Below are 13,081 nucleotides of genomic sequence, written 5' to 3' on the forward strand. Positions count from 1 at the left end.
ATTCATGTAATGAATAAGAAAAGACGTTGGCACTTTTTAAGGTCCATTCATTTTAAGATTGCGTTAGTTTTCGCCTTAATGATGATCATTACCTTGGAAGTAGTGGGTGCCGTTTTTGTGCGTCAACTCGAGTACCAAAATTTGAATACGTTTAAGGACTCCATCCAACTGAAGCCCTACGTTAATACATCCCTTAAAAAGCAGTTAGCCAAAAAGAACCAAACCAAGGCTAATAAGCAGATCCAGACGATCCTTGAAGACGTTGATACCAACAATTCTGATGATATTCTGGTGGTGGATTCCAGGGGCAACATCCGTGGAACCAATCAGAGTAGCGACCAATCGTTAGTGGGGCAAAAAACCACCGACAATGACATCAAGAATGCCTTAAATAACGGTAAAACCATCGAGAAAAACACCTACAGTGATGGGAACCGTTACTACACCATGATTACACCCTTGATTAACAGTCAGGGCAACGAAAACAACATGGAAGGGGTCGTTTACGTTCGTGCTAATCTGAATCCGGTTTACCAAAACATCAACAGTATCACCTTAATCTACCTGTTTGCGGCGATCGTCGCCATCATCTTGGGGTTGCTTTTAACGTTCATCATTTCTCGGGCCATTACGAAGCCAATCGACGCGATGAAGAAGCAGACGGAACAGATTGCTCGCGGAAATTATTCGGGGCACGTTAAGGTCTACGGAAATGACGAGTTGGGTCAACTAGCGAAGGCCGTCAACAACCTGTCAGTGCGGGTTGAAGAGTCTCAAGAGTCAACCGAGTCAGAGCGAAGGCGTCTGGATTCGGTCTTAGATAACATGACCGACGGTGTGGTTGCCACGGATCGTCGCGGAAACGTCATCATCATTAACGATGAGGCACTTAGTTTTCTAGGCGTTAGTAAGCAACAGGTCATCGGTAAGTCCATCCTAGATGTCTTGCATTTACGCGACCGGTTCACCCTTAAAAACTTGATTGAAGACCCAGGACAGGTCAACTTGGACTTTTCTGATCACGACCATAAGCTGATTTTATCAGCTCATTTTTCGTTGATTCAGCGTGAATCCGGCTTTATTAATGGGCTTGTTTGCGTGTTCCATGACATCACCTTGCAACAAAAGATTGATGACGATCGGAAGCAGTTTGTATCCAATGTTTCACACGAACTACGAACGCCCTTAACCAGTGTTCATTCCTACATTGAAGCCTTGCAGGATGGGGCCTGGAAGGATAAAAAGTTGGCACCCAAATTTTTGAAGGTCACTCAGGACGAGACCGATCGAATGATTCGAATGATCAACGACCTTTTGACACTATCGCGGATGGATTCTGGGACCCAGAAGTATGATACGGAACTAGTTAACATCAACAAGCTCTTTAACTACATCTTGGATCGTTTTGACATGATCATTAAGACCGATGACGATCCGAAAAAGAAGAATTATTCCATTAAACGGGACTTTACTAAGCAGGATCTGTGGGCTGACATCGATACCGACCGTTTTACCCAGGTCATTGATAACATTATGAATAATGCGATCAAATATTCACCAGACGGTGGCGTCATTACCTGTCGGCTGTACGAACAGAACAACCGCATCATCATGAGTATTTCTGATCAGGGATTAGGAATGCCACGAAAAGCCATTAAACATATTTTCGATCGTTTCTATCGAGTCGATAAAGCTCGTTCACGGGCTCAAGGTGGAAGTGGACTTGGGCTCGCAATCTCTAAGGAAATTGTGGAAGCCTTTGGCGGCCATATTTGGGTCGATAGTATTGAAGGAAAGGGTTCAACGTTCTATATTTCACTACCAAACGAACCAGTCGAGGAGGATCTTTGGGATGAAGGAGAAGCTTAAACCTTATATTTTACCGGTTTCACTGTGTATTGCCGTACTAGTCAGTTTGGTGCTCATCGTGGCACTACTGGTCAATCCAGCTCGCTTTGGGAGTCGAATGCATCAGGATAAATCAGCTACGCTTAAAAGCGAAGTTTCTTCGAAGAATCGTTATGATATCTATTCTCCCACCGAGGTTATTACTACCACTAGGAGTGGGAAACAGAAGTCGCTCACAAGTGAGACCACGAGTTTGACCGGTGAAATCGTCAAAAACATCAAGACCTATCAGGTCAAGTCAATCAAAGAGGTCTCAAAGGATAATCAAAAGCGGTATATCGATACCCTTAACTCTGAAAATTCGCTGATGCTGAATTATGGTGGCGAAGTTCCAGTTAATTTGTTAAGTAAGATTTTTAATCACAAGGTGAAAAAGAATGATTTCAACGTTGATCGCATGGTCATTCCACTAAATGACAGTACCCACTTTTACCTGCTAGGCGATGACGGTTACCACGTGTACCAGGTCACCACTAAAAAGCGGAATTTAGCCAAGTTACAGAACATTCTTACTACGAAAGTTCAAAGTGTGGACGTTCAGATGCGGACGTTAAACGATCGCCCGTTTCTCTTCTACCCAAGCCAGGTCAAGATGCGTAATTACGGGTACTTACTCGCAGAACAGTCCCAGACGGCTTACATTAATCGGGTACTAGGTAATACGACGGATACCAGCGTTAAGCACCGAAAGAAGAGTACGACCTACAGTAGTCGGGACCAGTCGTTAAACTTTGACAATGAGGACAACGTTATTTATCAAGACTACCAGCAAAGTAAGCGGGGCCACAGTTACGAGGAAGTGTTGAACTCGGCTTATCGCTACGCTACTAAGCTGGGGATTCCACTGGATAATGCTCGTTTTGACAGTTATAATCCGGTCAAAAACACCGTCACCTACCGAACGTTTGTGGAGGGTTATCCCGTCTTCAATCAGAAGCGACTGGGAACGTGTTCGTTTAAGATGGGAAATGGTGGAGCCAATCGTTATGAATTTTCACTTTTAAGTTTCCAAATCCCAATTCCAACGAACGCTGAAAGTACTACCCTTCCAAGTACTGGAACAATCTTAAACCAACTATCCGCTCAGGGAATTGACATGAAGAAGGTCAGATCCATCACCCTTGGTTACCAAGTTGTTCCCGAAAAGAACAATAAGCAGTTAATCACCTTGCAGCCATCATGGTTCGTTAATTACGACGGCACCTGGATTAACTCCCAGTTAATTGGCAATGGGACCGGAAAGGAGAGTTTCTAATGAATTTTAAGCGAATTCAAGAGATCTTCTTGCTGGCTTTCATTATTTTAGACGTCTTCTTGGTCCTAATGATTGTTCAAAACCAAAACATGCAGTCCGAGAACACGAGTCAAAACAGTGCGAACTCCACCATTATCAAAGAGATGCGCAGGGATGAAATTTCCGTTGGCAAGCTATCTAATAAGCGCTCTAACGGTTACTACATTTCCGCTTCTAATGATGGTAATCTCGCAAATGAGATGGGTAACTTGAAAAATCAGGACGCGCGCTTTGAAAATGGCGCGGTCGTAAGTACGTTGCGGACGCCAATTGACATTGATAATCGGAACCCACAGAACACGCTGGACCCGCTCATGAAGAAAAAGAGTTTTGTGATTAACGGTGAGGATTATGAGTACGACCAAAACCAGTCCAATTCAAGTAAGATTGTCTACATCCAGAAGGCTTTGACGAGTAATTTGATGGACAATAATGCCAGAATCATCTTCTATTTAGATGACGACGGGAATATTAAGAGTTATACGCAAACGGCGCTTAACAACATCAAGATTTTACACGAAAGTTCTGAGACCATTTCGGAAGAACGAGCACTGATCTGGCTCTACCAGTACAATGAGATTCCTAACAACTCAAAGGTACTTTGGACCAGAAGATCGTACACTAAATTGTTAAACATTAATAATAATGGGGTCTACATCCCTACTTGGGTCATTGCCATCCAGACCCGCAACTCCAAGGACGTTTCCGTAAGGCGGATTAACGCCTTCACTGGGTCGGTCTTAAAGACCGAAAACGTTCAGGAGAACTTTAAAAATAAAATCACAAGTGGGACAGAAGATAATTAGAAAGCTGGGAATAAGTTGAGCGAAGATCCAATGAAAATCAGTGTATTGTCGAGCGGAAGTGGCGGCAACGTTACTTATATTGAGACGGACCAGCACAAGGTCTTACTTGATGCCGGACTGTCGGGCAAAAAGATTGAGAACCTCATGAATTCGATTGGACGGAGTTTGACCGACGTTGATAAGTTATTTGTGACCCACGAACATACCGATCATGCCAAATCAGTGGGAATCTTGGCGCGTAAGTATGACATGCAGGTCTACGCGAACGAGAAGACCTGGAACGCGATGGGTAACAAGATCGGAAAATTTCCTGAGGAACAAAAGTTTATTTTTGATCCCGATACCACTAAGTCATTTGGGGACTTGGACGTTGAAAGTTTCAGTGTTTCCCATGATGCCGCCGACGCTCAGTTCTACAATTTTCACGACGGCGATAAGAGTTTTGTGGTGTTGACTGATACGGGCTACGTCTCTGATCACATTGAAGGGGTCATAAGAGACGCCAACGCGTACGTTTTAGAGTGTAATCATGACGTGGAAATGCTGAGAAACGGCGACTATTCGTGGCCAACCAAACAACGCATCATGAGTGATGAGGGCCATTTATCAAACGAAGACGGCGCGGATGCCATGATGAAAATCATCGGACGTGACACCAAGAACATCTTCATCGGGCACCGCAGTCATCATAACAACATGAAGTCTTTGGCTCATCTCACCGTCGCTTCCATGCTTGAAAATGAGGACTTTGGGGTTGGACAAGACTTTAATTTGTTTGACACCGACGTCGAAAAACCATCCGATTTAATAACTCTTTGAGAATAATTGATACTTTTTTAAAAACTATTTGATAGAATAATATTAAATGGGGTGTAAATATGAAGAGAACACATCCGCTACTAACAGTTGCCATCGTGGCACTAGTAGCCGGTCTATTGGGCGGTGGAATTGCCTATGGTGGGATTTCGTGGTATAACGGCGGAATGTCTCTAGGAACTCAATCCGTCCCTGCGGGTTCCAATCGTGGCGGAACCGCAAAAGTTGAGAATGTAAGGGTGAATGCCTCTAATCAGGCAGAAAAAGTCTTTAAGGACAACAAGGATACCGTCGTTTCGGTGATTAACACCGAGAAGACCAAGTCCAGTGACTCTGATCCACTTCAGGGTATGTTTGGTGGCGTGTTCGGAGACAATGGCGGTCAAGACCAAAAGGATCAGCAACAGATTAGTGAGGGTTCTGGAGTTGTCTACAATAAGGATAACGGCTCAGCGTACATTGTGACCAACAATCACGTGGTGTCTGGTTCGTCCAACCTGGAAGTCATCTTGAGTAACGGCCAGAAAAAGGAAGCTAAGCTAATTGGCCATGATGCTGTAACCGACCTTGCCGTTCTTAAGATTAACGGTGATGGTGTCAATAAGGTGGCTAACTTCGGTAATTCTGATGACATCAAGGTAGGTCAAACCGCCCTTGCGATTGGATCACCACTTGGTTCTGAGTACGCTTCGTCTCTGACTGAGGGAATCATTTCCGCTAAGAAACGGGAAGTGCCACAAGCTAGCACCGAGAATGGGCAACAGAATGCCAGTGCCGGTGACGCAACGGTTATTCAGACCGATGCCGCTATTAATCCCGGAAACTCGGGTGGACCACTCCTAAACAGTGCCGGACAGGTCGTTGGGATTAACTCAATGAAACTGTCGAAGGATAGTTCCGGTACCAGTGTTGAAGGGATGGGGTTTGCCATTCCAAGTAACGAGGTCGTACGGATTATCAACCAGCTCATTAAGAACGGAAAGGTAATTCGTCCCGAACTAGGCATTAAGTACGTGGACCTAGCTAACATCTCGGTTAAGCAACAGAAATCGATTTTAAAGCTTCCTTCAAACGTTACCAATGGAGTTGTAGTAATGGACGTTAAGGGTGGCTCACCAGCCGCTAATGCGGGTCTCAAGAAAAATGACGTGATTACCAAGTTGGCTGGAAAAGACATTACCAATCAGGGTAAGTTACGTGACATCCTGTATGAGCATAACGTTGGCGACAAGATTTCCGTTACCTATTATCATAATGGACAAATGAAAACGTCTGATATTACGCTAGATCAGCAAGCAAAACAGCAGTAATTTAAAAAATGTTCGTCGTAGAGTAAATGCGGCGAACATTTTTTGTTTGAAAAGAGTGAACTGACATTCGGATAGCTTAATGCGATAATTGAATCAATTGTCCGTTTAAGGCCTGAATTTTAGTTGTGATGATTGTAACGATACTTATGGGTTCCGTGATAGAGGGATTGACGGTAAACTCCGAACAAAATTGGTTTAAAAAAAATTAATAATCAGAAAATACGTGGTTGGAAATGTCAAGTGGTAAAAGTCTGTGCATAACTTTGGGGATAAACTCATTGTGAAAACACAAAAGCTGTAATTTAGGCTTTAAATGATAGTGGAAAAGTATCGAGAAGTTATCCACAGGTGGTGTGCATAAGTTTATGTAACAAAATTTTATTAAAAAAAGAACGCGATAAACGTTGATATCACAACAACGAAAATTGCGTTAACGAACATATGTCTTGTTTATTTCTGTGGATAAATAAAAATGTTGTTGACAAAATCGAAATATTAACAGGTCTTTAAATTCTCCAGAAACGTGATAGTTTGTGAAGGTACCTGTGGATAACTTTGTGGATAGTCTGTTTAAAGGAGTCGACTTATGAACATTAAATTGGTGGTAGTTGGAAAATTGAAGGAAAAATACTTCAAAGACGGAATTAATGAGTACGTCAAACGACTTTCTCGTTTTTGCAAGTTTAAGATTGTTCAGGTTCCCGACGAAAAGGCGCCTGAGAACCTTAGTCAAGCGGAAATGGACGAGGTGATGGAGCAAGAAGGAACCCGAATTTTGGCTAAAATTAAAGACCGCGAGTATGTGATTGCTTTGGCAATTCAAGGCGATGAACTGACCTCTGAAGCCTTTGCGAAGAAAATCAAGGATCTCGCAACGTACGGTCACTCGGACATTACCTTTGTGATTGGTGGGTCGTTGGGACTTGCTCCTAAGGTCTTAAAGCGGGCTAACTTTGAACTATCATTTGGTCGTTTTACGCTACCGCACCAGCTGATGCGCTTAGTGTTAACCGAACAAATCTATCGGGCTTTCATGATTAATAGCGGCAGTCCGTACCATAAGTAGGCTGATTGACTTTTATTAGAAACTAAGATTATAATAATTATGTAATTAAAAAGGAAGAGATGCTGGTATCATCTCTTCCATGTTCGCAAGTTAGGTGCGGTTACTGTGGTGAAGCTAATCAGTTATGATTAGCTTTTTTTATTATTTTATTTGTAAAATATGGATATTTGCTTCAATTACACGTACACGCCGAAAGGATGTTATTAATAATGAAAAATTTAAATTCGCATCGGGTGCTGCGTTTTCTGGTTCAAGTTCTAATTACCGCTATTGGAACGGCGATCATCGCTTTGGGAATGACGTTGATGCGGAAAGAAAACTTAGGAATGGACGCCTTTACCGCGTTAAGTGTCGGATTATCGCACCATTTACCGCTTGGCTTGGGTAACATCCAGTTCATCGACTACATGATTCTGTTAGTCATCGTGCTGATTTTGGATTACCATCAGATTGGGTTTGGGACTTTGATTAACATGCTGGTGGGTTACGGGGTTCAGTATTTCACGCTCTGGTTCGGTGCCTACTTGGTGTTCGATAACTTCTGGTTGAAATTGTTGTTCGCTGTCCTTGGATTCCTGATATTCACGGTCGGAATTGCCGTTTACATGTCGGCCAAGTTCGGGGTATCTTCGTATGACGCCATTGCGCCCATTTTCTCTCAAAGATTCCACATGCCGTACTGGTCAGTGCGGGTGATTCAGGATGTGCTTTTCATGTTTTTGGCGTTCCTCGTTTCTGGTCCAATTGGAATCATGACCGTCATTATCTCGTTGTGTTCGGGTCCGTTTGTGGAACTCTGGGGCAGACACCTCCATTTGATTAAATAAAAAAACGGTCCGCTGGATTATTCCAACGGACCGTTTAGTTTAATTAATTCTTATTATCATTTGGGTTAACGCTGCAACTGCCGCCTTCACAGTTAGCACCCTTTTGCTGGTCATCATCGCCACCAACCATTTCGATTGGTTGAAAGCTAGCCCAAGCCTTGTCTAAAGCGGACTTGAAGACTTTTACCGGTTGAGCACCAGAAACGGCGTATTTCTTGTTAAAGATGTAAAACGGAACTCCGTTAATTCCAACTTGTTGAGCAGCGGCTTCGTCAGCTCGGACGCCGTCCTTGAATTTATCACTGTCTATAACAGATTTGACTTCGTCTTGGTTTAAACCAACGCTCATGGCAAGGTCAACTAAAACGGAGTTATCGTCAACGTTTAAACCATCAGCGAAGTAAGCCTCAAACAACTTGTCCATCAGTTCGGATTCTTTACCCTTGGTTCCCGCAAAGTGAAGTAAACGATGAGCTTTCATGGTGTTCACTACCTTAATCTTTCCGGTATCCATCTTTAAACCAGCTTCGTTTGCTAGTTCGGTGATGGTTGATAGAAACTCGGAAACTTTTTCCTTTGACATTCCTTTTTCCTTACTCATATGGTCAGCCATGGTTTCTGGTTCACCAGATGCGTTGGGATCAAGTTCAAAACTATTGTAATGAACCTCAACGTCGTCCTTATGGTCAAAATCACTTAGTGCGGACTTGAAGTGGGCTCGTCCGATGTAACAGAACGGACATGCAATATCGGACCAAACTTGGACTTCCATTTTTTTCGTCATTTTAGTACCTCCTACAAATTATCTACTAACTAAAGTATAGTGTTCAACTGAATCAATCACAATCATCTTGCTTAAGAATCACTTATCAATGGCGTTGCTTGTTCCAAGTAACTTATCATTTTTGATTTGTTTTGGATCTTGGTTTTGTTCAGTGGTTTGCTTACTATCATTTTTTTTTGCTTCATTTGGAGTGTTTTGATTTTCATTCTCGGCATGATCCGATGACTTCTTGTCAGAATCGCCATGGACTGATTTGAGAATCTTATTAAGCCAATTCTTCATGTTACTTCCCCCTCATCTACTTCTCACCTTATTATAGTATAGTGAGTTTTGATTGTAATGAAAGTTAACTAATTTATAAAGAATTGTGATAGGCCAACTACGAAGCGGACCTTTTGCTTGCTTTTATTTCGGAAATTAAATAGAATTAAAGTACATATTAACTTACTTTTTGTGAGTAAAGGGAGAGAGATTAAATGAAAACAGTTGACGTAATTTTAGGTAGTGCCCGATCTAATTCTAGTGGTGCCGGAATTTTTAACTTTTTAAAGAAGAACGCAAAAGAACTTGAGTCTGACAACGAGGTCAAGTTGAACTTTATTGATATTGGTGATTTAGACTTACCAATCTTCAATGAGCCACTTCCACCAATGGGTGATCCTGACCGGAAACTAACGGGGGCCCCCAAGAAGTGGATTGATAACATCAAGGCTGGTGACGGTTATCTATTTATCGAACCAGTCTATGACAACGGTCTTTCTGGTGCGTTTAAGAACGCCCTTGATTACATCGGCTTTGAAACGGCTGATAAGCCTGCCCGAATTGTTTCGTATTCTAGCAGTGCCTTGTCTGGTCAAGCTTCGGCTTTAGGCATCCTTCCCACCTTATCCATGTTGGGAATGGTAATGCTGCCACACATGACCATGATTGGTCACATTGATGATAACTTTGAAAAGGATGGCAATTTTGTAAGTAATGCGCCATCAGAAGAGTACTATTCCAAACAGTTAAAGGATGCCGTAGGTGACATTGCTTCTTACACCAAGCTTTTAGGTAATTAGGTTTATAAGTAAAATACGCAAAAGGAGCACTTCATTTTTTTGAAGTGCTCCTTTTTTTTATTGAAAAATCATCTGCAGGACGATCAGGATAATCGAGATCAAGAAGACCGCTGTGATTATGTACTTGAAGAGTTTGTTAATCTTATTACTTCCCTCGGGGAAGAGCCACAAGATTAAGATTAAAAGGACGTTTAGACCAATTCCCACCCATGGATTGGGATGAAAAAAGGTTAAGACCATCAGTAACACCAAAATCACTAGTTCAAGTAGTTCCTTAAAGACTGTCAATTCAAGTAACCCCCTTTCTGTTTTACTAAAAACACCAAATCCGAGTAGACGTGGAGGTCTCTCAATAGATTTGGTGCACAGGTATGTTTTTAAAATGGCAAAAGAGATTGATTGGTACTTCTCATTACCGAACTAATTATACCATTGCGTTAAAACAAAAGCGAGATTATTTTTAATTATTTTAGATGGTTGACAAGTACTGGCGATTAAGGCTGATTTAAAGGGGCTAAGTATCAACTAATAATGGATTATCATTAATCAGTACATTCAACAAAGTTAATTAATTAAGAGCCAAGTTATATTACGTTCGAGGATTTTTCTGGTGCGACGATTGTTAAACATGTAACTATTAAAAAGTTAGTTAAAATTTGACAAAAATGTTTAACTTTCCCAGTGTATCAACACATATCCACTTTTACAAATTATCGACCTTTGAACGATTTGACAAAATTTGTGAAACAGTTATCATTATTGACGTACGACTAGGAAACTTTTTCTAGTCGGTTAAAATGCTTGTTATAAATTGCGAAACCCCGTACGATATGGGTGGTTAAATCGTTTAACCATAAGCATGAATAACAATCTTAAGGAGGATTATTATGAAATCTGCAATTGAAGTGAACTCTGAAATTGGGCAGCTGAAGTCTGTCTTAATGCACAGGCCCGGAAAAGAGATTGAAAATGTCATTCCGGATACCATGAAGCAGATGTTGTTTGATGACATCCCGTATCAAAAAATCGCTGACAAAGAGCACGATTATTTCACCAATCTACTCCGTGATCATGGAGTGGAGGTTGTGTACATCGAGGATTTGTTGGAAGACATCTTAAAAAAGGATGACGTAAGGGATGATTTTGAGTCAACTTACCTAAATGAACACTACTACACGGGTAGTTCGGCAGAGGACATCAAACGCTACTTTGAGAGTCTCTCGATTCACGACCTGGTCAGTACGATTTATGCCGGCCTAAGACGAGACAAGATTCATTTTACTCACCCAAGTTTGCACGACGTGGCCGGGACGAACGCTTTTGATCCCTTCTTGCTGGATCCACTACCAAATGCGTATTTTACAAGGGATCCGCAAGCTTCGATGGGATCTGGTTTAACGATTAACCACATGACTTTTGAGGCGCGGCGTCCGGAGTCACTCATCACGGAGTACGTGATGAAGTATCATCCACGGTTTGCCGGAAAAGTTGACGTTTGGCTGGACCGCTATAATGATGCTCGCATTGAGGGTGGTGACGAACTCGTTTTAAACGATCACGTCATGGCAATTGGTTGCTCGCAACGAACCTCAACTCGTTCGATTGAAAAACTGGCTCACAAACTTTTTGAGGACCCGAAGTCACATTTCGACACAATCGTGGCGGTTCAAATTCCGCATAACCACGCCATGATGCATCTAGATACGGTCTTTACCATGGTCAACTACGACCAATTTACCGTATATCCAGGGATCATGAACGGTGGTAAGATGAATATTAACATCCTTCATCCCGGAAAAAACAATACCATCAACATGGAACATCGTGAAAGCCTGCCGGATACACTCAAGGAAGTTCTTGGATTATCTGAGATTGACATGATGGAGACCGGCGATGGTGACCCAGTTGCCGCTCCACGTGAACAGTGGAACGATGGGTCAAACAACCTGGCAATTGCCCCTGGGGAAGTGGTCACATACGATCGCAACACGGTCACGATTGATGTGATGCGAAAACATGGTATTACCGTTTACGAGATTTTGTCTTCAGAACTATCGCGTGGCCGTGGTGGAGCTCGTTGTATGTCACAACCAATCATTCGTGAACCACTTGATAAAAATAATTAGAGGGGGAGCAAATCAAATGAGTACATTACTAGAGGAATTAAAATCAATGCAGGGACGTTCTTTTTTAAAGGAGTCTGATTTTACACCAGCCCAGATTGAAGCTTTGATTGATTTTGCCATTAACTTGAAAAACGAACACAAGAAGTATGGCAAGGTGACCAAGTATTTACACGACAAGGACCTGGTGCTCTTGTTTCAAAAGACTTCGACCAGAACCAGACTTTCGTTTGAACTTGGTGGTGACGACTTAGGCGGAAACACGGCCTACATTGATCCAACCTCAAGTCAGTTCGGCAAAAAGGAATCGGTAGAAGACTCCGCGCGAGTCTTTGGCGAACTGGCTGACGGAATTGAGTACCGGGGCTTTGAACAATCCGACATGGAAATCATGGCCAAGTACTCGGGAGTTCCCGTTTGGAACGGTCTTTCAAACGAGTGGCATCCCACTCAAATGATTGCGGACTTCATGACCGTGAAGGAAAACTTCGGTCACTTAAAGGGGCTTACGTTGACCTTTGTTGGTGATGGGCGAAATAACGTGGCTAATTCTTTACTAGTGACCGGTTCGATGCTGGGTGTGAACGTTCACATCGTGGCTCCAGATGAACTGCACCCCGAAAAATCAGTGGTTGACTTAGCGGAAAAGTACGCCAAGGAATCAGGAGCACACTTCATGATTACCTCTGACATTGACAAGGGGGTCAAGGGCTCTAACATCATCTACACCGACGTCTGGGTGTCAATGGGTGAAAACAACTGGCAACAACGAATTGACCAACTACTACCATACCAAGTCAACATGGACTTAATGAAAAAGACGGGCACCCCTGACGATGAATTGATTTTCATGCACTGTCTACCAGCCTTTCATGACGGCAACACCATCACGGCTAAAGAGGCGGTTAAAAAGTACAAGGGCCTAAATAGTCCCGAAATGGAAGTAACCGACGAGGTCTTTAGAAGTCCTTACGGGCGCCAGTTCGTTGAAGCTGGCAACCGCAAGCACTCGATCATGGCAATTATGGCCGCCACTTTAGGCGACTTAAGTATGTACAACGAAAATTAAATTTTACTAAAGCATAA

At 42.6% G+C, this 13,081-nt stretch carries 13 protein-coding genes; 10 read left to right on the forward strand and 3 right to left on the reverse strand.

Going from position 1 to position 13,081, the window contains the following annotated elements; all coding sequences use genetic code 11:
• The first annotated feature begins 9 nt into the window (after window positions 1–9).
• The 7 genes from walK (at window position 10) to AC6UDE_RS00590 (ending at window position 8,027) form a co-directional block, all read left to right on the forward strand.
• Window positions 10–1,869 carry a cell wall metabolism sensor histidine kinase WalK gene (gene walK / locus AC6UDE_RS00560; RefSeq protein WP_500696262.1) on the forward strand — a complete coding sequence of 620 codons (1,860 nt, stop codon included), beginning with the start codon at window positions 10–12 and terminating at the stop codon, window positions 1,867–1,869.
• Entirely contained in the window at window positions 1,853–3,163 is a 1,311-nt protein-coding gene (locus AC6UDE_RS00565) for a YycH family regulatory protein (RefSeq protein WP_500696263.1), read from the forward strand. Before walK ends, AC6UDE_RS00565 begins: the two co-directional genes overlap by 17 nt.
• Window positions 3,163–4,008, forward strand: coding sequence for a two-component system regulatory protein YycI (locus AC6UDE_RS00570; protein ID WP_500696264.1), 846 nt, complete (start codon window positions 3,163–3,165; stop codon window positions 4,006–4,008). Before AC6UDE_RS00565 ends, AC6UDE_RS00570 begins: the two co-directional genes overlap by 1 nt.
• Before the next feature lie 30 nt (window positions 4,009–4,038).
• Entirely contained in the window at window positions 4,039–4,827 is a 789-nt protein-coding gene (locus AC6UDE_RS00575) for an MBL fold metallo-hydrolase (RefSeq protein WP_500696265.1), read from the forward strand.
• A 59-nt stretch (window positions 4,828–4,886) separates the two neighbouring features.
• Window positions 4,887–6,134 (forward strand): S1C family serine protease, encoded by a 1,248-nt coding sequence (locus AC6UDE_RS00580; RefSeq protein ID WP_500696266.1) that lies wholly within the window; start codon window positions 4,887–4,889, stop codon window positions 6,132–6,134.
• 586 nt (window positions 6,135–6,720) lie between these two features.
• Window positions 6,721–7,200, forward strand: a complete 480-nt coding sequence (gene rlmH, locus AC6UDE_RS00585) for a 23S rRNA (pseudouridine(1915)-N(3))-methyltransferase RlmH (RefSeq protein WP_500696267.1) — start codon at window positions 6,721–6,723, stop codon at window positions 7,198–7,200.
• A gap of 209 nt (window positions 7,201–7,409) precedes the next feature.
• Window positions 7,410–8,027 (forward strand): YczE/YyaS/YitT family protein, encoded by a 618-nt coding sequence (locus AC6UDE_RS00590; RefSeq protein ID WP_500696268.1) that lies wholly within the window; start codon window positions 7,410–7,412, stop codon window positions 8,025–8,027.
• 43 nt (window positions 8,028–8,070) lie between these two features.
• Here AC6UDE_RS00590 and AC6UDE_RS00595 read toward each other — a convergent pair whose 3' ends face one another.
• Complete coding sequence (locus tag AC6UDE_RS00595; RefSeq protein ID WP_500696269.1) at window positions 8,071–8,811, reverse strand: DsbA family oxidoreductase; 741 nt, start codon at window positions 8,809–8,811, stop codon at window positions 8,071–8,073.
• 78 nt (window positions 8,812–8,889) lie between these two features.
• A complete protein-coding gene (locus AC6UDE_RS00600; protein ID WP_500696270.1) occupies window positions 8,890–9,093 on the reverse strand; it encodes a hypothetical protein in 204 nt (67 codons plus the stop codon).
• A gap of 194 nt (window positions 9,094–9,287) precedes the next feature.
• Between AC6UDE_RS00600 and AC6UDE_RS00605 the strand changes: the two genes are divergently transcribed.
• A complete protein-coding gene (locus AC6UDE_RS00605; RefSeq protein ID WP_500695964.1) occupies window positions 9,288–9,872 on the forward strand; it encodes an NADPH-dependent FMN reductase in 585 nt (194 codons plus the stop codon).
• A 57-nt stretch (window positions 9,873–9,929) separates the two neighbouring features.
• Here AC6UDE_RS00605 and AC6UDE_RS00610 read toward each other — a convergent pair whose 3' ends face one another.
• Window positions 9,930–10,160: a hypothetical protein gene (locus AC6UDE_RS00610; RefSeq protein WP_500694182.1), complete on the reverse strand. Its 231-nt coding sequence runs from the start codon at window positions 10,158–10,160 to the stop codon at window positions 9,930–9,932.
• Between the two features lie 599 nt (window positions 10,161–10,759).
• Between AC6UDE_RS00610 and AC6UDE_RS00615 the strand changes: the two genes are divergently transcribed.
• On the forward strand, window positions 10,760–11,998 hold the full coding sequence (locus tag AC6UDE_RS00615) for an arginine deiminase (RefSeq protein ID WP_500696271.1): 1,239 nt from the start codon (window positions 10,760–10,762) through the stop codon (window positions 11,996–11,998).
• A gap of 16 nt (window positions 11,999–12,014) precedes the next feature.
• The gene (gene argF, locus AC6UDE_RS00620; protein WP_500696272.1) at window positions 12,015–13,064 is read left to right on the forward strand and encodes an ornithine carbamoyltransferase; all 1,050 of its coding nucleotides are present in this window, start codon (window positions 12,015–12,017) and stop codon (window positions 13,062–13,064) included.
• The last annotated feature ends 17 nt before the right edge of the window (window positions 13,065–13,081 follow it).

It is taken from the genome of Fructilactobacillus sp. X2R5C3, from assembly GCF_059901325.1.